Origin of the sequence: Streptacidiphilus albus JL83 (assembly GCF_000744705.1) — a bacterium.
GTDB classification, from domain to species: domain Bacteria; phylum Actinomycetota; class Actinomycetes; order Streptomycetales; family Streptomycetaceae; genus Streptacidiphilus; species Streptacidiphilus albus.
In genome coordinates this window covers 3,340,208-3,364,542 of record NZ_JQML01000001.1, presented here as the reverse complement: position 1 = coordinate 3,364,542, position 24,335 = coordinate 3,340,208, and the positions used below count along the sequence as shown (strand labels likewise).

16 protein-coding genes, 1 other RNA gene and 1 pseudogene are annotated in these 24,335 nt (G+C 73.4%); 14 read left to right on the top strand and 4 right to left on the bottom strand.

Annotation, left to right across the window (positions count from 1 at the left end; all coding sequences use genetic code 11):
• Nucleotides 1-31 precede the first annotated feature (31 nt).
• Nucleotides 32-1,258 (top strand): ROK family transcriptional regulator, encoded by a 1,227-nt coding sequence (locus BS75_RS14460; protein ID WP_034088518.1) that lies wholly within the window; start codon nt 32-34, stop codon nt 1,256-1,258.
• A gap of 74 nt (nt 1,259-1,332) precedes the next feature.
• On the opposite strand, the gene BS75_RS14455 is transcribed toward BS75_RS14460, so the two are convergent.
• Nucleotides 1,333-4,155 (bottom strand): FHA domain-containing protein, encoded by a 2,823-nt coding sequence (locus tag BS75_RS14455; RefSeq protein ID WP_034088517.1) that lies wholly within the window; start codon nt 4,153-4,155, stop codon nt 1,333-1,335.
• Between the two features lie 360 nt (nt 4,156-4,515).
• Between BS75_RS14455 and BS75_RS14450 the strand changes: the two genes are divergently transcribed.
• The 4 genes and pseudogenes from BS75_RS14450 to BS75_RS14435 all read left to right on the top strand — a co-directional run bounded on the left by BS75_RS14450 (nt 4,516) and on the right by BS75_RS14435 (nt 10,947).
• Nucleotides 4,516-6,657 (top strand): serine/threonine-protein kinase, encoded by a 2,142-nt coding sequence (locus BS75_RS14450; RefSeq protein WP_052069414.1) that lies wholly within the window; start codon nt 4,516-4,518, stop codon nt 6,655-6,657.
• 147 nt (nt 6,658-6,804) lie between these two features.
• Nucleotides 6,805-8,043, top strand: a pseudogene (locus BS75_RS50270) (serine/threonine-protein kinase); the annotation flags it as partial.
• 1,045 nt (nt 8,044-9,088) lie between these two features.
• Entirely contained in the window at nt 9,089-10,198 is a 1,110-nt protein-coding gene (gene prfB, locus BS75_RS14440; protein ID WP_034088515.1) for a peptide chain release factor 2, read from the top strand.
• A 188-nt stretch (nt 10,199-10,386) separates the two neighbouring features.
• Entirely contained in the window at nt 10,387-10,947 is a 561-nt protein-coding gene (locus BS75_RS14435; protein ID WP_034088514.1) for an LPXTG cell wall anchor domain-containing protein, read from the top strand.
• 97 nt (nt 10,948-11,044) lie between these two features.
• Here BS75_RS14435 and BS75_RS14430 read toward each other — a convergent pair whose 3' ends face one another.
• On the bottom strand, nt 11,045-11,245 hold the full coding sequence (locus BS75_RS14430) for a hypothetical protein (RefSeq protein ID WP_034088513.1): 201 nt from the start codon (nt 11,243-11,245) through the stop codon (nt 11,045-11,047).
• Between the two features lie 383 nt (nt 11,246-11,628).
• Between BS75_RS14430 and ftsE the strand changes: the two genes are divergently transcribed.
• The 4 genes from ftsE to ssrA all read left to right on the top strand — a co-directional run bounded on the left by ftsE (nt 11,629) and on the right by ssrA (nt 14,455).
• Nucleotides 11,629-12,318, top strand: coding sequence for a cell division ATP-binding protein FtsE (gene ftsE, locus BS75_RS14425; RefSeq protein WP_034088512.1), 690 nt, complete (start codon nt 11,629-11,631; stop codon nt 12,316-12,318).
• 62 nt (nt 12,319-12,380) lie between these two features.
• Complete coding sequence (gene ftsX, locus BS75_RS14420) at nt 12,381-13,301, top strand: permease-like cell division protein FtsX (RefSeq protein WP_034088511.1); 921 nt, start codon at nt 12,381-12,383, stop codon at nt 13,299-13,301.
• Between the two features lie 124 nt (nt 13,302-13,425).
• Nucleotides 13,426-13,911 carry an SsrA-binding protein SmpB gene (smpB, locus tag BS75_RS14415; RefSeq protein ID WP_408022534.1) on the top strand — a complete coding sequence of 162 codons (486 nt, stop codon included), beginning with the start codon at nt 13,426-13,428 and terminating at the stop codon, nt 13,909-13,911.
• A 172-nt stretch (nt 13,912-14,083) separates the two neighbouring features.
• Nucleotides 14,084-14,455: a transfer-messenger RNA gene (gene ssrA, locus BS75_RS45590) on the top strand.
• Between the two features lie 74 nt (nt 14,456-14,529).
• Here ssrA and BS75_RS44260 read toward each other — a convergent pair.
• On the bottom strand, nt 14,530-15,333 hold the full coding sequence (locus tag BS75_RS44260; RefSeq protein WP_081982314.1) for a class I SAM-dependent methyltransferase: 804 nt from the start codon (nt 15,331-15,333) through the stop codon (nt 14,530-14,532).
• 190 nt (nt 15,334-15,523) lie between these two features.
• On the opposite strand from BS75_RS44260, the gene BS75_RS48145 reads away from it, so the two are divergent.
• From BS75_RS48145 to murJ, 5 genes are all read left to right on the top strand, one after another.
• Complete coding sequence (locus BS75_RS48145) at nt 15,524-15,919, top strand: DivIVA domain-containing protein (RefSeq protein WP_160312228.1); 396 nt, start codon at nt 15,524-15,526, stop codon at nt 15,917-15,919.
• 187 nt (nt 15,920-16,106) lie between these two features.
• Nucleotides 16,107-18,473, top strand: coding sequence for a HelD family protein (locus BS75_RS14400; RefSeq protein WP_034088508.1), 2,367 nt, complete (start codon nt 16,107-16,109; stop codon nt 18,471-18,473).
• 346 nt (nt 18,474-18,819) lie between these two features.
• Nucleotides 18,820-20,271 (top strand): NAD-dependent malic enzyme, encoded by a 1,452-nt coding sequence (locus tag BS75_RS14395; RefSeq protein WP_034088507.1) that lies wholly within the window; start codon nt 18,820-18,822, stop codon nt 20,269-20,271.
• Between the two features lie 459 nt (nt 20,272-20,730).
• On the top strand, nt 20,731-21,012 hold the full coding sequence (locus BS75_RS14390; protein WP_030260605.1) for an HU family DNA-binding protein: 282 nt from the start codon (nt 20,731-20,733) through the stop codon (nt 21,010-21,012).
• A gap of 188 nt (nt 21,013-21,200) precedes the next feature.
• Nucleotides 21,201-22,841, top strand: a complete 1,641-nt coding sequence (gene murJ / locus BS75_RS14385) for a murein biosynthesis integral membrane protein MurJ (protein WP_042437216.1) — start codon at nt 21,201-21,203, stop codon at nt 22,839-22,841.
• Nucleotides 22,842-22,910: 69 nt separating this feature from the next.
• Here murJ and murA read toward each other — a convergent pair whose 3' ends face one another.
• A complete protein-coding gene (murA, locus tag BS75_RS14380; RefSeq protein ID WP_034088506.1) occupies nt 22,911-24,245 on the bottom strand; it encodes a UDP-N-acetylglucosamine 1-carboxyvinyltransferase in 1,335 nt (444 codons plus the stop codon).
• Nucleotides 24,246-24,335: the final 90 nt, after the last annotated feature.

Genomic DNA, 24,335 nt, shown 5'->3' with positions numbered 1-24,335 from the left:
GAATGCGGCCACCGGTTCGATTCTTTGGTCCATGGCCACGCCTCCCCGCGAGTCCCGTTCCGAACGCACCCGGCAGGCGGTGGTCCGGCTGCTGCGCGAGCGCGGAACGCTCAGCCGGGCCGACATAGCCCGGGCCACCGGGATGTCCCGCTCCACCATCTCCGCGCTGATCGGCGACCTGGTCGCGGACGACATCGTGATGGAGCTGGGCACCAAGCTGCCGCCGGTCGGCGGCCGGGCCGGACGTCCGGCTGCGGCGGTGATGCTCAACCCGGCCACCGGCGAGGCGGTCGGCGTCGACTTCGGCCACCGGCACGTCCACGTGATCATCGCGGACGTCGCCCACGAGGTCCGGATCGCCAAGTCGGCCGAGCTGCCGCCGCGCTACGAGCCGCAGCGCGGCCTGGACATGGCGGCCGACCTGGTCCAGTCGGCGATGGACGAGATCGGCACCCGCCGCTCCCGGATCCTCGGCGTCGGAGTGGGCCTGCCCTGTGCCGTCGACCGGCGCACCGGCTTACCCACCGTCCGCCGCTACTCGCCCTGGTCGGGGGTGCCGGTGGCGGCCGAGCTGGGCGCCCGGCTGCGACTGCCGGTGCTGGTGGACAACGACGCCGGCCTCGGCGCGCTCGCGGAGCGCCAGTGGGGTGCCGGGCGCGCCTACGAGGACCTGGTCTACCTCAAGCTGCACGCCGGTGTCGGCGCGGCCTTCATCAGCAACGGACGGCCGGTGCGGGGCGCGGCCGGAACCGCGGGCGAGATCGGCCACCTGGTGATGGACCCCGGCGGACCGCTCTGCCGCTGCGGCAACCGCGGCTGTCTGGAGTCCTACATCGGACTGCCCGCGGTGCTGCGCGGACTGGAGCACGGCTACGGCGACCGGGTCAGCCTGCGGAACATCATCACCATGGCCTGGCAGGGCGACCGGGGCTGCCAGCGGGCGCTGGCCGAGGCCGGGGCGATGGCCGGCCGGGTCACCGGGATGCTGTGCCGACTGCTCGACCCGCGCTGCGTGATCGTCGGCGGCGCGCTGGCGGCGGCGGGGGAGCTGCTGCTCGGCCCGCTCCGCGAGGCGGTCGCCGCCGCCGACCCGGACCGGTCGGTGACCGGCGGTGCGCCCTCGGCCGCCGACCCGGCCGCCCCCGACCCGGCGTCCACCCTGATCACCGCCTCGACCCTGGGGCCGCAGGCCTCCGCGCTGGGTGCGGTGGCGCTGGTCCTCGGCCGGACCGGCGACCCGCTGCCGGTCCAGCGGTGACCGGGCGGGCGTCGGAACCGGACCGGAGCCGGAGTCGCAGCGGGAGCCGGGCCGGAGCGGGAGCCGGGCCGGAGTCAGAGCAGGGCCGGCGGCAGCGGTGCGCCCAGGGTCTCGGTCGCCCGCTGCAGCGCGCTGGCCAGCAGGGCCAGATCGGTCGGGCCGTTGCCCAGCTCGCGGACCGGGCGCCGGGCCGGTGGGTCGCCCATGGTGGGCCACTCCAGCGGGGCGACCGTGGGCCGCAGGGTGGCGGTCCGGGGGATCCGTCCGCTCACCCGGGCCCCCTGGAGCCCGGTCACCCGGCCGTCCGGGTAGCGGACATAGCCGCGTCCGGGGTGCTCCTCGGCCACTCCGGCGGCGTCCTCGACATGGATCAGCAGCGCGGACAGCCGGGGGTCGTCCAACCGCAGCGCCACCCGGAGCTGCGCCGACTCGTCCAGGTCGCCGCCGCTGCTGCGGTCCGGCTGGCCGGTGCTGACCGCGAGGTGGACGCCGAGCCTGGGCCCGCGCACCGCCACCGCGTCCAGCGCGTCGGCGAGCGCGGCGCGTTCACGGCCGGGGAGCAGCAGTTCGTCGTGGTCGTCGACGACGACCAGCAGCCGGGTGGGCGGTGCGGTGTCGACCGCCAGCCGGCCGGCCCCGCTCCGCTGCTGGGGGTAGTCGTCGGCGGCCCGCCGCGGGGGCGCGAGCCGGGAGAGTGCGCGCTCGGCGTGCCAGGAGGCGAACGAGCGGCCCTGGAGCAGGTGCTCGCGCCGCTCCAGCTCCCCGAGCAGCACCTGGGCGGCCTGCAGCAGCCGCAGCTCGTCCGCGCCGTCGACATGGCCGACCACGTGCGGGAGTTCGAGGCAGGGGCGGAGCCCCCTGGCCTGGTCCTGCGGCGGCCGGGCCTCGATCAGCAGCATGCCGAGCCGGTCCGGCCGCTCGGCCACCGAGAGCGAGGCGAGCAGGGCGCGCAGCAGCTCGGTGCGGCCCGATCCCGGCGCCCCGCCGATCAGCAGATGGTCGGTCAGGTCGAAGCCGCAGGCGCCGTCCCGGTCGGCGCCGACCAGGGCGGTCGGCAGCGATCCGGAGGCGACCTGGAGCTCGGTCCAGCGGCCGGAGATCTGGGCCGGGGTGACCACGTCCAGGCCGAGCAGGTCGAGCAGCCGGGGGGCGTCGGGCAGGGCGCCCCGGCCGGAACGGGCGGTGGTGTCGGCCTCGCGCAGCGGGGCGAGGGCCCGGGCCAGCCCCTCGGCCCAGGCGGCGGAGACCGCGTCCAGGGCGATGCCCTGGATCAGCTCCCGGGCCTGGCGGGCCCGGTGGTGGCCGACGCCGGCGGCCGGGTGGGTGTCGGCGACCGGGCGTTCCAGGGTGAGCAGGGTGGAGACCTCGCCGGTGACGGCGGCGGTGGCGCCGCAGCCGCGCGGCAGCAGGTCGGGGTGGTCGGCGAGGCAGAGGGCGTGGACGCCGAGGGCCGGGCCCTCGGCCAGGACCTGGGCCAGCAGCTCCCGGCCGGCCGGGCTGCCCGGATCGCCGTCGAGGACGAGGACGGTGGCGCTGCCGGCCCGCTGCCCGGGCTCGCGCAGCTCGCCGAGCCGGGCCAGGGCCTGCTCGGGGTCGAGCGCGGTGAGCAGCCGGCAGGGCTGGCCCCGGCCGGGACGCAGCTGCGGCAGCCAGTGCAGCCAGGACCAGTCGGCGCCGCGCTCGCCGTCCGGGCGGGCCGGATCGGCGGACACCAGCACCAGCTCCAGCACCGAGGGGCCGTGCAGGACCGCGAGTTGGGCGACCAGGGCGCGGGTCAGCCCGAGCAGCCGGGCCCGCGGTCCGGACAGGCCGAGACTGCCGGCGGCGCGCAGGTCCAGGGTGACCGGGGCGGCCGGGCGGGCGGCGTTGCCCAGCCGGAGGACCAGCGCGTCGGGGTGGTCCAGGGTCCGCTCCCACAGCCGCGGTCCCGGGCCGAGGGCGGTCAGCAGCAGCTCGGCCGGGTCCGGCCAGCGGGTGGAGCGGACCGACGGGGCGAGCGCCGGGAGCCGGACCCCGGAGGTCGGGGTGGCCGTCGCCGGGACCGGCTCGACCGGCGCGGACGGGCGGGGGATGCGCCCCCGGAGCGTCAGCAGCCCGCGTGCGCGACTGCTGAGCGGGCGTGCGGTCGGCTCCGGCGCGCTCCCTTCGCCGGTTCCGGTCGCGGTGCGCCCGCGCGGGCCGCTGACCGGGGCCGGGATCCTCGGGACCAGTTGGACCTGGCCCTGGCCGTCCGGGATCAGGTCGGTCCGGTCGAACCGGCCGGGGGCGATCCGCAGCACGGTCTCGCCCAGGCCGATGAGCGCGCCGGGGGCCACGGTCAGCGGCTCGGCGCCGACCAGCCGGCCGTCCAGGGTGGTGCCGTTGGTGGAGCCGGTGTCGGCGACGGTGACCCGGCCGTCCGCGGAGACGTCCAGCACCAGGTGGAACCGGGAGACGTCCGGGTCGTCCACCGGGACGTCGGCCTCGCCCGAGCGGCCGACCCGGACCAGCCCGGCCTGCAGCAGGTGGATGCCGCCGGCGTCCGGGCCGCCGACGACCCGGAGTTCGGCGGGGGACTCGGCGGCCGGGTCCGAGACGTGGTCCGGATCCGGCTCGTCGAGCCGCAGCAGCGCGCCGTCCACCAGTGGCGGGTGGCCGAGCACGGTGCGCTCGTCGAGCCGCTGGTCGCCGACGAACAGATGGACGTGGGTGGCGGTCCGCCCGCCCCGGGTTGCCGTGCGCGAGCCGACCGCGCCCGCCAGGGCGCCGGCGACCGCGCCGAGCGCGGTCCCGGCCGGTGCCGTGACGAGGACGTCCACGGTCTGCGTCGCGGCGTGGTGGGCGGCGCGTCCCGGCGCATGCGTCTGGGGTGGCGGGCTCCCGTCGCTCGGGCCGCACACGCTCAGCCGGATCTGCATCCTCGTCGGCCCCTTCCGCCCAGCCAATTCCGGACCTGGTGTCGCCCACCCCCTGCACGGCCACCGGGCCGTGCGGACACAACGTCGAGACGCCGTCTGCGGGGTGGGCGCAACGGTGCTGAGTGCATCCTCCCATCCGCCACCGACAACTCGCCCACGGCACCCGATGCAGTGATCTTGGGAACTTACCGCGGGGCCGGGGGCGTCCAGCGGGTATAGGGATGGAACGGGCACTTCGCTGCCGTCGCCGCGACGGATCGAACGCCACTAGAGTTGCCGAACACATGCACAGCACGACAGCTGGAGCGGGGCCGGGGGGACCGGTACCCAACGGCGCAAGGCAGGACGAGGAGTGCGCGGGTGCGTCCGGTTGGCAGCAAGTACCTGCTGGAGGAGCCGCTGGGACGCGGCGCCACCGGGACCGTCTGGCGTGCCCGGGTGCGGGACGAAGAAGCGCGGACCCTCCCCGGCGACCCGGCCACCGCGAGCCGGTTCGGCACCGGCCAGTACGGGACGGGCCAGTACGGGACGGGCCAGTACGGCACCGGCGAGTCCGGCACCGCGCAGTCCGCGAGCACCGTCCTGTTCGGCGCCTTCCCCTCCGGCGGGGTGCAGGTCGGCCCCGGCCCCTACGTCGCCGGCCCGCCCCCGGCGGACCCGACGCTGATCGTCCCTTCGGCCGGTCCCGACCACGCCGCGACCGTGGCGGACGCCGCCCTGGCCGACCCGGCGGCAGCGGCGCGGCTCGCCGCCGAGCGCACCGCCGCCGACATCGCGGCCGGCCGACTGGTGGCCATCAAGGTCCTCAAGGAGGAGCTGGCCAACGACCCCGACATCGTCATGCGCTTCCTGCGCGAGCGGTCGGTGCTGCTGCGACTGGCCCACCCCAATATCGTCCGGGTCCGCGACCTGGTGGTGGAGGGCGAGCTGCTGGCCCTGGTGATGGACCTGGTCGACGGCCCCGACCTGCACCGCTACCTGACGGACCACGGTCCGCTGAGCCCGGTGGCGGCCGCGCTGCTGATGGCGCAGATCGCCGACGCACTGGCCACCAGCCATGCCGACGGCATCGTCCACCGCGACCTCAAGCCCGCCAACGTGATGCTGGCGACCGTCCGGGGGGCCGACGGCAGCGAGCAGATGCTCCCGCTGCTGACCGACTTCGGCATCGCCCGGTTGGCCGACTCGCCCGGCATCACCCGGACCCACGAGTTCGTCGGCACCCCCGCCTATGTCGCCCCGGAGTCCGCCGAGGGCCGCGAACAGACCGCGGCGGTGGACGTCTACGGTGCCGGGATCATGCTCTACGAGCTGGTCAGCGGCCAGCCGCCGTTCCACGGCGACGGTCCGCTGCAGATCCTGCACGCGCACCTGACCCAGGAGCCGCGCCGCCCGGTCACCGTCCCCGAGCCGCTGTGGACGGTCATCGAGCGCTGCCTCAGCAAGGACCCGGCGCAGCGGCCCACGGCGGTCACCCTGGCCACGGCGCTGCGCACGGTCGCCGCCGGGATCGGCGTGCACGCCTCGCCGGCCGCGATCGACGCCGCCTACGCGGTGGGCGCGCTGCTGGCGCCGGTGGCCGGGCCGCACGACCCCACCGTGCCGAACGGCCTGAACGCCGACCCGGCCGCCGCCACCGTGCTCGCGGCCTCGGTCTTCGGCGCGGCCGAGGCGACCGAGCTGCTGCCGCAGGGCGCCGCCGACCCGACCCGGCTGCTGCCGCCGGCCCAGCAGGGCTTCGCCCAGCAGCCGACCCGGCTCCAGGCCGCCCAGCTGCCGCCCACCCAGCTGCAGCCGCACTTCGAGCAGCAGCAGTACCAGCAGCCCCCCTACCAGCAGCCCGAGCCCGAGCAGCCGGCCGGGCCGCACCCCTGGGAGAGCCAGCTGCGGGCGGCCCGGAACCGCAGCGAGCAGACCCAGTACGGCTACGCGGTCGAGGAGCAGCCGCAGTCGCGCCCGCAGGTGGCCCCGCCGCCGTACCAGCGCGATCCGCAGTACCGGGGCGAGCCGCAGTACCGGGGCGACCGCTACGGCGCGGAGCAGTACCCGGGCGAGCAGTACCCGGGCGGGCGGGGGTACGAGCCGGACGGCTACGGCAGCGAGCAGCCGTACGAGCCCGAGCCACCGCGCGGGCGGCGCCCGGCGCCCGGCGCCCGCCCGGCGCCGGAGCCGGTCCGGGAGGCGCCCCCGCGTGAGCGCGAGCCGGAGCGGCGGCGCGAGCCGGAGCCCGAGCCGCGGCGGGAGCGCGCGCCCCGCGCCCCGCGCCGGCGGATGCGGATCCCCGGCGGCGGCTGCCTGCGCTCGCTGCTGATCCTGGCCGTCATCGCGGCCGTGGTCTGGTGGTTCACCCCGCTCCAGCACTGGATCCACAATGGCGAGGGCTGGTGGCACCAGGTGGTGAACTGGTGGGACCGGATGACCGGCACCGCCGACAAGATCAAGAACGAGGTCCCGAAGATCCCCAAGGTGCCCACCGGGCTGCCGACCGACCAGGGCAACTGACCGCGCGGCGGGGCATGATTGACGCTTTGTCGACATCCGACCAGCGGTAATGGTCCCCGGTTCCCCCAAACAACCCCCGTCCGCGTACTTTGGTCGCTGACACACAGCCAGTCATTCGGCTTCCCCACATCCGCGCACGGAGCAGCCTTGGCACGCAAGATCGGTAGCCGCTACACCGCGCACCAGGTGATCGGCCGCGGCTCCGCAGGCACAGTCTGGCTCGGCGACGGCCCCGAGGGCCCGGTCGCGATCAAACTGCTGCGCGAGGACCTGGCCTCGGACCAGGTCCTGGTCGGCCGTTTCGTCCAGGAGCGGACCGCGCTCACCAGCCTCGACCACCCGCGCGTCGTCGGCGTCCACGACCTGGTCGTGGACGGGGACGACCTGGCCCTGGTGATGGAGCTGGTGCACGGCTCGGACCTGCGCTCGCGGCTCGACCGCGAGGGTCCGCTGACACCGCAGGCCGCCGTCTCCATCACCGCCGACGTCGCCGAGGGCCTGGCCGTCGCGCACGCGGCCGGCATCGTCCACCGCGACGTCAAGCCCGAGAACATCCTGCTGGACCAGGCCTCCTCGCCCGGTCCCGGCGGCGCCCCGCGCGCCAAGCTGTCCGACTTCGGCATCGCCCGGCTGGTCGACGCCCCCCGGCGGACCAGGGCCACCCGGATCATCGGCACCCCGGACTACCTCGCCCCCGAGGTGATCGAGGGACTGGAGCCGCGCGCCGCCGTCGACATCTACGCCCTGGCCACCGTCCTCTACGAACTGCTGGCCGGATTCACCCCCTTCGGCGGCGGCCACACCGGAGCGGTGCTGCGGCGGCACGTGACCGAGGCGGTCGCACCGCTGCCCGGGCTGCCCGAGGACCTGTGGAAGGTCATCGCCCAGTGCCTGGCCAAGGCCCCGGCCTCGCGGCTGCGCGCCGCCGAGCTGGCGACCAGGCTGCGCGAGCAGCTGCCGTCGCTGGCCGGACTGGCCAGCCTGGACGTCGCCCACCCGACGTTGCCGCAGTCGGCCGTCGACTACCTGCCGGACGAGGACGACGCCGAGCCGCGCAGCGCGCCGCGCCGCCGGGGACCGGCGGTCCCGCTGGTCCCCGGCGCGCAGCCGGACTCCACCCGGGAGACCCACACCAGCCTGCGCCGTCCCAGCGCCGAGGAACTGGCCGGATTCGCCGAGGCCTCCCGCAACGAGCGCGGCGAGCAGCAGGGGCGCGGCGGGCGCGGCGGCGGGAGCACCCGCAGCGACGGCAGCGTCCACCGGCACGCCGGGGCCCGGCGCACCGGCGCGGGCGCGGCGGTGCGCCGCCGCCGCCGGATCGTCCTCGGAGTGCTGGCGATACTCGTCGCAGCCGGGGCGGTGGGGGCCTACAAGGCGTTCGCGGGGGGCCGGGACGACCACTCCTCGGGCCTCGGCGGGAACGGCGCGGCGACCACGACCGCGACGGCCACCGCCGCTGCCGGCGGCCGGGCGGTGCTGCCGACCGCCCCGGTGGCCGGCCAGGTCGACATCACCACCAGCCCGGTCGCCGCCGTGCTGCCGGTCTGGTCCGGCTGGACCGAGGCCCCGGAGTCCGGCACGCCGCTGGTCAGCGGGGTGCGGGCGGTCCAGGTCGAGGGCACCTCCTACCTCTTCGGCACCGGCGCCGACGGCTACATCCGCTACCTGACCCGGACCGCGGCCGGCTTCGGCATCTGGGGCAAGCTGACCGGAATACGGGTGACCGGCGAGCCGGCCCCGGTGGTGCTGCCGGACGGCACCCTGCGGCTCTTCGCCACCGGCATCGACGGACTGGTCTACCAGCGCACCCTGAGCGGCCTCAGCAGCAGCGGGGGCGGCGGCAGTTGGGGCGGCTGGGGCAAGGTCGACGGACGGATCACGGTCGACTCCCCGCCGGCGGCGGCGGTCAACGGCTCCCGGATCGACCTGGTCGCCAGGATCGGCGGCGAGCTGGCCACCACCTCCTACCTGGACGGCTCCTGGAGCGCCTGGGCGACCGTCCCGCCGGCCGGTTCGATCACCGGGGCCCCGGCGCTGGTGGCCGAGGGCGGAGGCCGGATCGACGCCTTCGTGGTCCCGGCCGGGGGCGGCCCGGTGCTGCGCACCCAGGCGGTCGACGGGGTCTGGCACCCCGCCGTCCAGGTCACCGGGATCACCACGGCCTCCCGCCCGGAGGCGGTCCAGGGCGCCGGCGGCACCCAGTACGTCTTCGGGCCCGACGGCGCCGAGGCGGTCGGCGCGGCCGGCAGCCCCACCTGGACCGACGGCAGGCTCGACGGCGCCCCCGGCTCCGCCGCCGCCTTCGCCGACGCCTCCGGGGTGGGTCTGTTCGTACTCGCCCCGGACGGCACGCTGCGTTACGCCCACACGGATTGACGGCTCGACCGGCCTCGCGGCGGAGTCCGCCGGTCGGAACCATTAGGCTGGTGGCGTGGCAGCCATCGATCCTTCCGAAGAAATCAAGTCCCTCGAGACGACCATGTCGTCCATCGAGGCTGTGGTCGACCTCGACAAGATCCGGGCCGACATCGCGGTCTTCGAGGAGCAGGCCGCCGCGCCCGACCTCTGGGACGACGTCGAAGCCGCCCAGCAGGTCACCAGCAAGCTCTCCTACCTCCAGGGCGAGCTGCGCAAGGTGCAGACGCTGCGCGGGCGGATCGAGGACCTCTCGGTCATGTTCGAGCTGGCCGAGGACGAGAACGACGCCGACGCCCGGGCCGAGGCCGAGACCGAGCTCGGCTCGGTGCAGAAGTCCGTGGCCGAGATGGAGGTCCGGACCCTCCTCTCCGGCGAGTACGACGCGCGCGAGGCCCTGGTCAACATCCGGGCCGAGGCCGGCGGCGTGGACGCCGCCGACTTCGCCGAGCGGCTGATGCGGATGTACCTCCGCTGGGCCGAGCGCCACGGCTACCCGACCGAGGTCTACGACACCTCCTACGCGGAGGAGGCCGGCATCAAGTCGGCGACCTTCGGCGTGAAGGTCCCCTACGCCTACGGCACCCTCTCGGTCGAGCAGGGCACCCACCGGCTGGTCCGGATCTCGCCCTTCGACAACCAGGGCCGCCGGCAGACCTCCTTCGCCGGCGTCGAGGTGCTGCCGGTGGTGGAGAAGGCCGACCACATCGAGATCGACGAGTCCGAGCTCCGGGTCGACGTCTACCGCTCCTCCGGCCCCGGTGGCCAGGGCGTCAACACCACCGACTCGGCGGTCCGGATCACCCACCTGCCGACCAACATCGTGGTCTCCTGCCAGAACGAGCGCTCGCAGATCCAGAACCGGGCCAGCGCCATGAACGTCCTCCAGGCCAAGCTGCTGGAGCGGCGCCGCCAGGAGGAGAAGGCGGAGATGGACGCGCTCAAGGACGGCGGCAACTCCTGGGGCAACCAGATGCGCTCCTACGTCCTGCACCCGTACCAGCAGGTCAAGGACCTGCGGACGCAGTACGAGGTGGGCAACCCGCAGGCGGTGCTGGACGGTGAGCTGGACGGCTTCATCGAGGCCGGCATCCGCTGGCGCAAGCAGAACGAGAAGAACGCGTAGGGAGCTCCAATATTGCGTCCGTGTCACGACGTTCTGCCGCAAAACTGGACAGAACGTCGTTGACGTCGGCCACCCCGGTTCACCATGCTGACCGCGCGACGCCCGTGACTGCGGGCGGCAGGGCAGCGAGAGGGGCGGTTGTGCGTCAAGGACACCGGAGGAGAGCCGGGGGCATACGGTCCCGGACGGTGCGGGTCGCCGCCGCGGCGCTGGCACTGTCCGGTTCGGCGCTGCTGGTGACGGGTGTGGCGCAGGCGGTGACCACGGTGGCGCCCACGCAGATCGTCGGCGGACCGGACAACTCCGCGGTCGGGGTGACCGCCTCGGCCTCGGCCGGGGACAGCTCCGCCGCCGACGGCCCCACCGACGGCGCCGGCGCCACCGCGTCGGCCACCGACGACCCGGACGGCACCGTCACCGCCGCGCCCACCGACACCGGCACCGCGGCCGGCTCCGCCACTGCGACCGGCACCGCCACCGCCGCTCCGAGCGGCGCCGGCGGGGCCACCGCCGGCGGCTCGGCGACCGCGGCCGCCCCCTCGTCGGCCGCCACCACCGATCCGGCCCCGGCCTCGCTGGTGGCCTCGGCACCCCGGCAGAGCCTGGCCGAGACCGGGACGGACGACAGCGTGCCGTGGATGCTGGCCGGCGCCGTCACCATGCTCGCGGGCGGCCTGGTCTTCCGCTTCGGCCCCCGGAGCGCCCCCCAGGCCGCCGCTGCGGCCCCGAACGCCCGCCGCAGGCGCTAGGGCGTGGAGCCGGTACGGCGGCGGGCCCCGGGAGGATCTCCCGGGGCCCGCCGCCGTACTGGTGGTCCGATGGATGGAATGGATGGGGCCGCCGCGCTCAGGCGAAGGCGTGCCGGGCTATCAGCGCGCAGGCGATCAGGGCCGCGAGCAGCGCGACCAGCGCGGCCGGGGAGAGCGATCCGAACAGCCGCTGCTGCTGCTCCTCCTGCAGCCGCGCGCGGATCGCACGGCAGGTGGGACAGCGGCCCTCACTCACCGGGCCGGCACAGTTGGCGCACACGGGACGGTCGAACGTCACTTTGATCTCCTCCTTCGACCTGCCCAACGAGACACCATGCCGGGTGGGTTCCCTCCACTCTGCCACGTCGGGCGGAATCCGGCCGGGTTGCGTTCGGTCGGGAGTCCGGAGCGCTGCACAGGATCTGTGAATCCGGTGCCGAAGCGGCGGAATTTATTGGTAATTCGTCCCTTTTATCCGTGAAATCCCCCACGAATCCCGGGCGGCGACTGCGAGTGGCCATCGGCTTCGCGTAAGGTCGGCCAACCGGGGGAGCTCTGCATCGTCCTGCGGTGCGGCTCCGCCGACTGCCCCGTCCCTGCCCGCGCAGAGGGAGGCGAAGGTTCCCCTTCTGGGAGTCCGCACGCTTTCTTCCACCTAGACTGGCCGACCGTGATGCAGCCGTGATCCGATTCGACAACGTCTCCAAGACCTATCCCAAGCAGAACCGTCCGGCCCTGGACAACGTCTCGCTCGAGATCGAGAAGGGCGAGTTCGTCTTCCTGGTCGGCTCCTCGGGCTCCGGTAAGTCGACCTTCCTGCGGTTGATCCTGCGCGAGGAGCGTCCCAGCACCGGCGACGTCCATGTGCTCGGCAAGGACCTGGCCAAGCTCTCCAACTGGAAGGTCCCGCAGATGCGGCGCCAACTGGGCACCGTCTTCCAGGACTTCCGACTGCTGCCGAACAAGACCGTGGGCCAGAACGTCGCCTTCGCGCTGGAGGTCATCGGCAAGCCCCGCTCGGTGATCGGCAAGGTCGTCCCCGAGGTGCTGGAGCTGGTCGGCCTGGCCGGCAAGGCCGACCGGATGCCCGGTGAGCTCTCCGGTGGTGAGCAGCAGCGCGTGGCCATCGCCCGCGCCTTCGTGAACCGTCCGATGCTGCTGATCGCGGACGAGCCGACCGGAAACCTCGACCCGCAGAACTCCGTCGGCATCATGAAGCTGCTGGACCGGATCAACCGGACCGGCACCACGGTGCTGATGGCCACCCACGACCAGGCGATCGTGGACCAGATGCGCAAGCGCGTCATCGAGCTCGACCAGGGCCACCTGGTCCGCGACCAGTCCCGCGGCGTGTACGGCTACCAGCACTGAGCCGGAGCCCGTCCGCCCCTCGGCGTCCGCACCAGGCCGACGCCCCGACCAGCTAGGAAGTCATGCGCGCACAGTTCGTCATGTCGGAGATCGGCGTGGGTCTCCGGCGCAACCTGACGATGACCATCGCGGTGATCGTGAGCGTGGCGCTCTCGCTCGCACTGGCGGGAGCGGCGATCCTGCTGAACGCCCAGGTCGGCAACATGCGCGGCTACTGGGACGGCAAGGTCCAGGTCTCCATCTACTTCTGCAACAAGAACGACTCCACGCTGCCGCAGCAGTACCCGGGCTGCGCCTCGGGTGCGGCCACCACGGCGCAGATGGCGGCGGTCCAGAGCCAGCTGGACAAGAGCGGCCTGGTCGAGAAGGTCTACACCGAGGACCAGTCCCAGGCCTACGCCAACTTCAAGCAGGAGAACCCGAGCAGCCCGCTGCTGCCGACGCTGACCCCGGACCAGCTGGAGTCCTCGCTGCGGGTGAAGCTGTACGACCCGCAGAAGTACGACGTGATCACCTCGCTGGTGGCCGGGCAGCCGGGGGTCAGCACCGTGCAGGACCAGAGCGCCGTGCTGAAGCCGCTGTTCAACCTGCTCAACGGGGCCCAGGTGGTGGCCTGGACGATCATGGCGATCATGCTGGCGGTGACCATGCTGCTGGTGGTCAACACGGTCCGGGTGTCGGCCTTCAGCCGGAAGCGCGAGACCGGGATCATGCGGCTGGTCGGCGCCTCCAACTTCTACGTCCAGATGCCGTTCATCGCCGAGGCCGCCTTCGCGGCCGTGGTCGGCGCGGTGCTGGCCTCGGCGATGCTGGCGATCGGCAAGTACCTGCTGATCGACCAGTTCCTGAAGAGCCAGATCTCGCTGATCACCTTCATCGGCTGGGGCCCGGTCTTCCAGGTGATGCCGCTGATCCTGGTGATCGGCGTCGGGATGTCGTCCATCGCGGCCTTCCTCACCCTGCGCAAGTACCTGCGGGTCTGAGCCGGACTCGGCAGCAGCGCCCCGGACGCCCGCCGCGTCCGGGGCGCCGCTGTGTCCGGGCGGGTCGGCGGCGGGGAAACCGCCGTGCCTTCGGGGCGGCCCGGGTGCGACAATGGCCCGCATCATGGCCAAGGTAAAAGAACCCGGACGCAAGATCATCGCGCAGAACAAGAAGGCGCGGCACGACTACAACATCCTGGACGAGATCGAGTGCGGCATGGTGCTGACCGGCACCGAGGTCAAGTCGCTGCGGGCCGGCCGGGCCTCGCTGGTGGACGGCTTCGGTGAGATCACCGGCGGCGAGGTCTGGCTGCACAACGTCCACATCATGGAGTACGCGCAGGGCACGTGGACCAACCACGCGGCCCGGCGCAAGCGCAAGCTGCTGCTGCACAAGGAGGAGATCCGCAAGCTGGACTCGAAGCTGCGCGAGTCCGGCTTCACCCTGGTCCCGCTGTCCCTGTACTTCAAGGACGGCCGGGCGAAGCTGCTGCTGGCGCTGGCCCAGGGCAAGAAGCTGCACGACAAGCGGCAGACCCTGCGCGAGAAGCAGGACCGCCGCGAGACCGACCGCGCGCTGTCGGCCGTCCGCCGTCGCGCCCAGGGCTGACCCCCGGGGGTTGACTGCCGGCGGCGTACGGGTAATGAACTGGACCCCTGCCTCGGCGGGGCCGTAGGATGAAGGTGTTCCAACCGGACCCCCCAGGTCCGTGCGGGGCTGCGGAAGGTCCGGAGCACGGAGATCCCGGAATTTTCGCATTGACAAATGAACAGCACCCCATGGGGGTGATCGGTTTCGACTGGGGATGTCGATCCAGGGGAAGCGAGCCGAGGAATGCGGCAATGATCTCGTAAACCACGGGCCGCAAACTATAATCGCCAACTCCAAGAGCGATTCCTTCGCTCTCGCCGCCTGAGCGAGAGTAATTGAAGGTGTCAGACCGGGCGCGTTCCCGTCCCGGACCCTGGCATAATCTAGGGAACTCCACCGTTCCGCCCGGTCACGGGGTGGCGCGGGAAATCAAACAGTGACTGGGCCCGTCGGCGGCTTGTCCGCGTGACTGCCGGGGCCGAGAAAATCACAGCGGACTGCGCTCGGAGAAGCCCTGGTTTTACACCACAGGACGCGGGTTCGATTCCCGCCACCTCCACCACACCCATGGATGAACGCCCCTGGACCGCCGTACCGGCGGGTCGGGGGCGTTCTGCTGTCCGGAGGCACGGAGCCTCAGGTGCGGACGAAGCCGAAGAGGCCCTCGCCGTCGTCGGAGGGGCAGATCAGCTCGGCGGCCGGGGCCTCGGCCCGGGCCCACTCGGAGAAGCCCTGGTGGGTGCTGATGTCGTCGACCAGCATCACCCCGTGGGGGGCCAGCGCCCGGCCGACCCGGTCCATCTCGAAGCGGGTGTTCCTGGCCGTGTGCAGGCTGTCGTGGACGAACAGGTCGACCCGGCCCAACCGGCGCAGCAGCTGCGGGAGTCGGCGTCGGCTGGAGCCCTCCACGTAGGTCCAGCGGGCGCGGCAGGACTCGGGCACGGCGGCGCCGGTCTGCCGCTGCACCCCGCGTTCGAAGGGATTGGGCAGGTCGATGCTCCACAGGTGCCCGCAGCCGTTGCGCTCCATCGCCTCCAGCACGGCCCGGCTGGTGGTGCCGCGGGCCACGCCGGTCTCCACCACCACCTCCGGGCGCAGGTGCACCACGGTGCACCAGACCGCGCGGGTCAGCGCCTGGTCGGCGTCGCTGTAGAAGCCGTAGGTGTGCCGGCCGAACGCCAGGCCGTCCCGGTGCAGCTCCTCGGCGACGGTCGACCAGAGCTCCGCCGCGCGTGCCGCCTCGGGGCAGGGCCAGGGGGCGCCGAGCGCGGAGTGCAGCCGGGCCTCCCAGTCCTCGTCGACCCGGTATTCGACCGGGTGCTCGCTCTTCTTGCTGAGCTCCTCCGGAATGTAGAGCAGCGCCTCCACGGGATCGGCGGCGAACGCGCGGAGAAAGCGGCGCACCCGGCGCTCGCCCGCATTTCCGGAATGTCGGGTCATGCTCGCAGGTTATGCCCGGCCGGGTCCGGGGGCGGGAAACCCGGCTGAGTGTCACACGATGTCCACGGTTTCCCGCCGCATTGCGCCCAGGAGCCCCGCCGATCCCGCTGTTCATCGTTCTCCCATTCGTGCTTCGCACATGGGTCCAGGGATCTGGCCGGGTCCGGCGACGCCCGCTACGATCTTGAGCGTGGATTCCCCGGGGATGTTCCAGGAGGGCCGGCGCGGCTACGACCGCTCCCAGGTCGACGCCTACCTCGCCGCGCTCGCGGCCGGCGGGCCGCCGGTCGGCTTCCAGGGCTTCGACACCGTCCGGCGCGGCTACGACCGGGCCGAGGTCGACGCCCACCTCGCCGCCCTGAGCGGCGTCGTGCCGCTCCCGAGCGCGCCGCCGGCTCCGGCCGACTTCCGCGGCTTCGACACCGGAGTGCGCGGCTACGACCGCTCCCAGGTGGACGCCTACCTCGCCGCCTTCGCGGCCGGCGGGCCGCCGGCCGGCTTCCAGGGCTTCGACACCGTCCGGCGCGGCTACGACCGCGCCCAGGTCGACGCCCACCTCGCCGCGCTGCACCGGGACCTCCGCTAGCCGGGCGCTCCGACGTGGTGTTCGCCACCCCAACCGGCTGATCGGCCCCGATGGCTGTCATGAATCGGCGGATTCGTGATGCTTTCGTTGGCCCGGGTAGACGGTCGGGACCGGCCCATGGCGTAGGGTTGCCCGTCCCCCTTTTCGCCACGGGGAAGCGCCGCACACCACGTTCGACAGGGGGCATATGTCCGCGCCCAGCAGCACCAACGCAGACACGCACACAGCAGGCACGCCGACCGGGGCCGAGCAGGCCGCCGACCGGCGCGCGGCCGTCGCGCACGCGGAGACCCTCCGCGACCGCGAGATCGCGACCGAGCAGCTCCACCTCGACCAGGTGTACCACCGGCTGGAGGAGAAGCTGGCCGAGGCGGAGTTCATCCTCGACGACGCCAGCCGCAAGGTGCAGGTCGGCACACCCGGCGCACTCGCCGAGCGCGATGCCCAGGTCTTCCAGGCGGGAGCCCACCTCAATCGGCTGAACAGCGAGTTCGAGGACTTCCTGTTCGGCCGGATCGACCTCCAGCAGCCGGACGCCCCGGAGGAGGACGGTTTCCCCTCGCAGACCCCGCTGGACCCGGCCGACCCGACCGTGGCCGAGTCGCTGCACATCGGCCGGATCGGGGTGCTGGACGCCGAGTACGGGCCGCTGGTGATCGACTGGCGGGCGCCCGCCGCCGCGCCCTTCTACCGGGCCACCCCGCTCCAGCCGGGACGGGTGCTGCGGCGCCGGGTGATCCGCTCGCGCGGCCGCCGGGTGCTCGGGGTCGAGGACGACCTGCTCCGCCCCGAGCTGGAGCCGGTGCTGGACGGCGAGCCGCTGGCCGTGGTCGGTGACGGCGCGCTGATGGCGACCCTGGGCCGGGCCCGCGGCCACAGCATGCGCGACATCGTCTCCAGCATCCAGCACGAGCAGGACGTGGTGATCCGCGCCGCCGCGGCCGGGGCCACCCTGGTCACCGGCGGCCCCGGCACCGGCAAGACCGCCGTCGCCCTGCACCGCGCCGCCTTCCTGCTCTACCAGGACCGCCGCCGCTACGCCGGCGGCATCCTGGTGGTCAGCCCCACCCCGCTGCTGGTCTCCTACACCGAGGGCGTCCTGCCCGCGCTCGGCGAGGAGGGCCAGGTCGCGATCCGCGCCGTCGGCAGCCTGGTCGACGGCGTCGAGGCGGACAGCTACGACAGTCCGGAGGCGGCCAGGGTCAAGGGCTCCACCCGGATGGTGGCGCTGATGCGCCGGGCAGCCCGTTCCGCCCTGGACGTCGACACCACCCCGAACGCGCTGCGGGTGGTCGCCCTCGGCGAGGTGCTGCGGCTGGACGCCAACGCCCTGCGCGACCTGCGCCGGACCGTCCTGGGCACCGGGGCCACCCCGATCAACCTGCTCCGCCCGCGGGCCCGCCGGCTGCTGCTGGACGCCCTGTGGTCGCTGCTGCTGCGCACCCGGCCCCGGCCCGCCGAGCGGGTCGACCGCGAGCAGCAGCAGCGCGAGCGGGAGGCCTTCGACGAGCACATCAGCGACGACGACGCGTTCCTGGCCTTCCTGGACGCCTGGTGGCCCTCGCTGACCCCGCGCCGGGTGCTGGCCACCCTGCGCGACCAGCGCCGGATCAACCGGCTGGTGCGCGGGTCGCTCACCTCGGCCGAGAGCCGGCTGCTGGCGTCCTCCTGGCGGCACCTGGACGAGGACGGCAAGGGCTCGCTGACCGCCCACGACGTGGCGCTGCTGGACGAGCTGCAGCTGCTGCTCGGCGAGCCCGCCCGCAGCCGCAGCCGCGAGGTCAACCCGGTCGACCTGCTGACCGGCCTGGAGGAGGTCACCACCTTCGCCGAGCGCAGCCGCCGCTCCTACGACCAGCGCCGGGAGGCGCTGGAGCGCACCGAGTACGCCCATGTCATCGTCGACGAGGCGCAGGACCTCACCCCGATGCAGTGGCGCATGATCGGCCGCCGGGCGCGGCAGGCGACCTGGACCATCGTCGGCGACCCGGCCCAGAGCTCCTGGATCGACCCGGCCGAGGCCCAGGCCGCGATGGACGAGACCCTGGGCGGGAAGCAGCGGCGGCGGTTCACGCTGACCACCAACTACCGCAACCCGGCCGAGATCGCCGAGGTGGCCGCCCGGGTGCTGGCCAGGGCCGCGCCCGGCACGGAGTCGCCGAACGCGGTCCGCTCCACCGGGATCCACCCCCGCTTCGTCTCGGTCGCGGCCGAGGCGGACCTCGGCGGGGCGGCGCGGGCCGAGGTCGAGCGGCTGCTCGGCGAGGTCGACGGCACGGTCGGCATCGTGGTCCCGATGGACCGCCGGGCCGAGGCGGCCGAATGGCTGGCCGGCCTGGGCGAGCGGGCGGTGGCGCTGGGCAGCCTGGAGGCCAAGGGCCTGGAGTACGACGCCACGGTCGTGGCCGACCCCTCCGGCATCGCCGGCGAGTCCGAGGCCGGGCTGCGGGTGCTCTACGTGGCCCTGACCCGGGCCACCCAGCGGCTGACCGTGCTCTCCGGGCCGCTGGACCTGCCCGACGCGGACGGCGTCCCGGCGCTGCTGCAGGACTGAGCGCGCACGGAAAGCAGCGGGGCCCCGTCGGTTCGACGGGGCCCCGCTGCTTCGGTCTGAACGACACCGACCCGCCATGCTCGCCTCGCGGCAAGTGGTCGCTCTGGGCGACTAAGGTTGGGCCCGGGGGCTTGGATCGAGCCGGTGCCGTGCACCCAGACTAACAAAGCCCCCGGGGAACGCATTCCTTTCGCGGAGGAAACTTCCGCACCTGCCCCCCCGAGGGCCTGCCCGAGCGGCACCGACCGACCGCAGCGAATCCGCAGCGCGGAACTCTGTTTCCGGCTACGCACCGGTAGGTGGGATCATCGTTGCGCAGGGAACAGTGCCCAGGGAAGAAGGACAGATGGCAACGGTGCCTAGTGTGTCGAACTCGATCACGGTCCGGATGGAGGTCCCGGCCCGCGGCAATGCGGTGAGCCAGATCACCACGCTCGTGGAGTCCTCGGGAGGGTCGGTCACCGGCCTCGACGTGACGGCCTCCGGCCTTGAGTCGCTGCGCATCGACGTCACCATCGCGGCTGCCTCGGTCTCGCACGCCGAGGAGATCGTCGACAAGCTGCGGACGATCGACGGGATCGCCATCGGCAAGGTCTCCGACCGGACCTTCCTGATGCACCTCGGCGGCAAGATCGAGATGTCGTCGAAGCTGCCGATCCGCAACCGCGACGACCTCAGCATGATCTACACCCCCGGCGTGGCCCGGGTCTGCATGGCGATCGCCGAGAACCCGGAGGACGCGCGCCGGCTCACCATCAAGCGCAACAGCGTCGCCGTGGTCACCGACGGCTCCGCCGTCCTCGGCCTCGGCAACATCGGCCCGATGGCCGCGCTGCCGGTGATGGAGGGCAAGGCCGCGCTGTTCAAGCGCTTCGCCGGGATCGACGCCTGGCCGATCTGCCTGGACACCCAGGACAGCGACGAGATCGTCGCCATCGTCAAGGCGATCGCCCCCGGCTTCGCCGGGATCAACCTGGAGGACATCTCCGCCCCGCGCTGCTTCGAGATCGAGGCCCGGCTGCGCGAGGCGCTGGACATCCCGGTCTTCCACGACGACCAGCACGGCACCGCCATCGTCGTCCTCGCCGCGCTCACCAACGCGCTGCAGGTGGTCGGCAAGGAGATCGGCGAGGTGCGGGTGGTGATGTCCGGCGCCGGTGCGGCCGGCAACGCGATCCTGCGGCTGCTGCTGGACGCCGGCGTCAAGCACGCCACCGTCGCCGACGTGAAGGGCGTGGTCCACCTGGGCCGGGACGACCTGGACGACTCGCTGCGCTGGGTCGCCGAGCACACCAACCGCAGCAACCGGACCGGCACCCTGAAGGAGGCCGTGCGCGAGGCGGACGTCTTCATCGGGGTCTCCGCGCCCGACGTACTCGACGGCGACGACATCGCCGCCATGGCCGACGGCGCGATCGTCTTCGCCCTGGCCAACCCCGACCCCGAGGTCGACCCGGCAGTGGCCCGGCAGACCGCCGCGGTGGTCGCCACCGGCCGCAGTGACTTCCCCAACCAGATCAACAACGTGCTGGTCTTCCCCGGGGTCTTCCGCGGCCTGCTGGACGCCCAGAGCCGGACCGTCAACAGCGAGATGATGATCGCCGCCGCGCTCGCGCTGGCCGCGACCGTCGGCCGGGACGAGCTCAACGCCAACTACATCGTCCCCAGCGTGTTCCACCCCGACGTCGCCAAGACCGTCGCCGCCGCCGTCCGCGAGGCCGCGCAGGCCGCCGGGACCGCCGCGGCGGGCGCCGGCGGCGGCGAGGCGACCGGCACCTTCCCGCTGCCCTCGAACTGACCGCGGGCCGGTCCCAGGCCCTCCGCGCCGACGCAACCCGTCGGCGCGGCGGGCGTCCCGTTTTGGGTGGTTCTCGTCCCAGGGCGTACGGTATCCCTGCACCGGCGCGCCGTATCCGACCTGGACGGGAACGATCGCCCAGGGCGTCCGCCGAGAGTTGCCCGCTCCGTCCCGAGAGGGGACGCGAACGGTGCCGGACCCGTCGTCACCATGCCCGGCATGTGGCGCTGTTCGTGTGACACTCGCGGGTGCCGGATTCGCTTTCCCGGCGGTTGTGGGGGCAGGATTCGTGCCTAGGCAAGAGATTTGCGCAGCCTGGGGCATCGAACGGGATCCCCCGTCGGCTGTCGGGAGCCACCGCAGGGTGGCTGGCGGTCGTGGCGGGCCGCCCTCCGGGACGGCCGGGGATCGCAATGGGGCAGCCGAGGATCGCAATGCGACAAACCACATGGAGTACATATGAACCGCAGTGAGCTGGTGGCCGCTCTGTCCGAGCGCGCCGAGGTGACCCGCAAGGACGCCGACGCCGTTCTGGCCGCGCTCGCCGAGGTCGTCGGCGACGTCGTCGCCAAGGGCGACGAGAAGGTCACCATCCCCGGCTTCCTGACCTTCGAGCGCACCCACCGCGCCGCCCGCACCGCGCGCAACCCGCAGACCGGCGACCCGATCCAGATCGCCGCCGGCTACAGCGTGAAGGTCTCCGCGGGCTCCAAGCTCAAGGAAGCCGCCAAGGGCAAGTAAGGCCCGGGCTGCTGCCCCGGCAGCACCACGCGCCCCGGTCGTACCGGGTCGCACCGACAGGATCCCGGTACCGGACGGCTGCCCCTCGCGGCCGACCGGCCCCGGGATCCTGTCGTTCTCCCACCTGCGCGCCCCGCTCCCAGCCGGGGGCGGGAACCCCGGCCCGCTCCGACGGCGTCCCCATCCCCATGGGACACGCCAGGCACGCCCGCAGCACCCGTGCGCCGAGGACCGCGCCGGGAGCGGCCGGCGGCACCGCCCGCAGCGGGCTGCTGATGGCCGCCGGGACGGTGGTCTCCCGGGCCACCGGCCTGATCCGGCTGGTGCTCCAGGGTGCCGCGCTCGGCACCGGACTGCTGGCCACCACCTACAACACCGCCAACACCGTGCCCACCAGCATCTACACCCTGCTGATCGGCGGCGCGCTGAACTCGGTGCTGGTGCCGCAGCTGGTCCGCGCGCGTGCCGAGCACGCCGACGGCGGACGCGCGCACGAGCAGCGGATCACCACCCTGTTCCTCTGCGTCCTCGGGATCGGCACCCTGCTCGCGGTCCTCGCCGCGCCGGACATCGTCTCGCTCTACTTCACCGACTCCCCGGCGCACCACGCGGCCTTCGAGCTCTCGGTGGTCTTCGCCCGGTTCCTGCTGCCGCAGATCCTGTTCTACGGGCTGTTCTCGATCTTCGGTCAGATCCTCAACGCCCGGGGCCGCTTCGGCGCGATGATGTGGACCCCGCTGCTCAACAACATCGTGCTGATCACCCTCTTCGGCCTCTACCTGGAACTGGTGCACGGCTCCGCCGACGTGGGCGCGGTCACCCCGGCCGAGGTCAGGCTCCTCGGGATCGGCACCACCGTCGGCATCGCGCTGCAGGCGCTGGCGCTGCTGCCCTACCTCAGGGCCGCGGGCTTCCGGCTCCGGCCGCGCTTCGACTGGCGCGGGACCGGGCTCCGCGCCAGCGCCACCGCCGCCCGCTGGACCCTGCTGTTCGTCCTGGCCAACCTGGTCGCGCTGACCGTGGTCACCCGCTACTCGGCCGCCGTGGACCTGGCCCTGCCGCACGCCGACGCGGGCAGCACCGCCTACGCCTTCGCCCAGACGCTCTGGCTGCTGCCGCAGTCGGTGGTCACCGTCACCGTGGTCACCGCGCTGCTGCCGAGGATGACCCGCGCCGTCGCCGACGACCGGCTCGACGACCTCCGCGACGACCTCTCGCGCGGGCTGCGGCTCACCGGCCTGGTGATCGTCCCGGTGGCCTTCTTCTTCCTCGCCCTCGGCCCGCAGCTGACCGCGCTGCTGTTCGGCCTCGGCCACCACGCCGGGCCGACGCTGCCGATGGGCCGGATGCTCCAGGCCTTCGCCCTCGGCCTGATCCCCTTCTCCGCCCAGTACCTGCTGCTGCGCGGCTTCTACGCGTTCCAGGACACCCGCACCCCGTTCCGGATGGCCGCCTGGATCTCCGGCCTGGACATCGCCCTCGCGGCCGGCTGCCACTGGCTGCTGCCGACCCGCTGGGCGGTGATCGGGATGGCCGCCGCCTACTCGCTCTCCTACCTGGCCGGACTGCTGCTCACCGCGGTCCGGCTGCGCCGCCGGCTGGAGGGCAGGCTCGACGGGAAGCGGCTGGCCCGCACCTACGGCAAGCTCACCCTGGCCGCCGCGCTGGCCGCCGGGGCCGGTTGGGCCGCCGCCCACGCCGCGGCCATGCCCGCGCTTCCGGCGCTGCTCGCCGGGGGCACCGTGATGGCGCTGCTCTTCCTGGCGCTGGCCGCCGCGTTCCGGCTGCCCGAACTGCGGCTGCTGCGACGGCGTGCGCCCTGGGCGTGAGCCACCGTCACGCACACCGCCCCCCGGCCGAGTTCGGCGCGGGGGGCGGCTGCTGCTGCGGACGGTCCGTCAGCTGTCCTGCTCGCCCGGCAGCTCCACGTGCGCCCCGAGGGCCCGGAGCTTCTCCATGAAGTTCTCGTAGCCCCGGTTGATCAGGTCGATGCCGTGGACGCTGGACGGGCCCTGCGCGGCCAGCGCCGCGATCAGGTAGGAGAAGCCGCCGCGCAGGTCGGGGATGACCAGCTCGCCGCCGTGCAGCTTGGACGGGCCGGAGACCACGGCCGAGTGCAGGAAGTTCCGCGCCCCGAAGCGGCAGGGGGTGGCGCCCAGGCACTCGCGGTAGAGCTGGATGTGCGCGCCCATCTGGTTGAGCGCGGAGGTGAAGCCGAGCCGGGACTCGTAGACGGTCTCGTGCACGATGGAGAGCCCGGCGGCCTGGGTCAGCGCCACCACCAGCGGCTGCTGCCAGTCGGTCTGGAAGCCGGGGTGGACGTCGGTCTCCAGGGCGATCGCGTTCAGCTCGCCGCCCGGGTGCCAGAAGCGGATGCCCTCGTCGTCCACCTCGAAGGCCCCGCCGACCTTCCGGAAGGTGTTGAGGAAGGTCATCATCTCCAGCTGGCGCGCCCCGTGGACGTAGATGTTGCCGCCGGTGGCCAGCGCCGCGCAGGCCCAGGAGGCGGACTCCAGCCGGTCCGGCAGGGCGCGGTGGTTGTAGCCGGTGAGCCGGTCCACGCCGGTGATCAGCATGGTCCGGTCGGTGCCCATGGAGATGATCGCGCCCATCTTCTGCAGCACGCAGATGAGGTCGACGATCTCCGGCTCGATCGCGGCGTTGCGCAGCTCGGTGACGCCCTCGGCCAGCACCGCCGTCAGCAGCACCTGCTCGGTGGTGCCGACCGAGGGGTACTGCAGCTCGATCTTGCAGCCGCGCAGCCGCTGAGGCGCCGTCAGCACCGTGCCCTGCGGGTGCTTCTCGATGATCGCGCCGAACTGCCGCAGCACGTCGAAGTGGAAGTCGACCGGCCGGCCGCCGATGTCGCAGCCGCCCAGGCCGGGGATGAAGGCGTGGCCGAGCCGGTGCAGCAGCGGGCCGCAGAACAGGATCGGGATCCGGGAGCTGCCGGCGTGGGCGTCGATGTCGGCGACGTTGGCGCTCTCGACGTGCGAGGGGTCGAGCACCAGCTCGCCCGGTTCGTCGCCGGGGAGCACGGTGACGCCGTGCAGCTGCAGCAGGCCAGTGACCACCTTGACGTCGCGGATGTCCGGGACATTGCGGAGCCGGCTCGGCTCCTGCCCGAGCAGGGCGGCCACCATGGCCTTGGGTACGAGGTTCTTCGCACCGCGGACACGGATCTCACCCTCGAGCGGGTTGCCGCCGTGGACAAGCAGGACGTCGTCGGTCATGTTCTCGCGATCCTGGGGGACGTGGGGTGAGCGGGACGGTGTTCGGGCCAAAGGGTTCCGGCACCATAGGAGATGGTAGTGCGCACGGCG

Coding starts and splice junctions, on each gene's coding strand:
- BS75_RS14455 (WP_034088517.1), bottom strand. CDS start 4,155: ATGCAGATCCGGCTGAGCGTGTGCGGCCCGAGCGACGGGAGCCCGCCA.
- BS75_RS14460 (WP_034088518.1), top strand. CDS start 32: ATGGCCACGCCTCCCCGCGAGTCCCGTTCCGAACGCACCCGGCAGGCG.
- BS75_RS14400 (WP_034088508.1), top strand. CDS start 16,107: ATGTCCGCGCCCAGCAGCACCAACGCAGACACGCACACAGCAGGCACG.
- ftsX (WP_034088511.1), top strand. CDS start 12,381: ATGCGCGCACAGTTCGTCATGTCGGAGATCGGCGTGGGTCTCCGGCGC.
- BS75_RS14395 (WP_034088507.1), top strand. CDS start 18,820: ATGGCAACGGTGCCTAGTGTGTCGAACTCGATCACGGTCCGGATGGAG.
- murJ (WP_042437216.1), top strand. CDS start 21,201: ATGGGACACGCCAGGCACGCCCGCAGCACCCGTGCGCCGAGGACCGCG.
- smpB (WP_408022534.1), top strand. CDS start 13,426: ATGGCCAAGGTAAAAGAACCCGGACGCAAGATCATCGCGCAGAACAAG.
- BS75_RS44260 (WP_081982314.1), bottom strand. CDS start 15,333: ATGACCCGACATTCCGGAAATGCGGGCGAGCGCCGGGTGCGCCGCTTT.
- murA (WP_034088506.1), bottom strand. CDS start 24,245: ATGACCGACGACGTCCTGCTTGTCCACGGCGGCAACCCGCTCGAGGGT.
- BS75_RS14390 (WP_030260605.1), top strand. CDS start 20,731: ATGAACCGCAGTGAGCTGGTGGCCGCTCTGTCCGAGCGCGCCGAGGTG.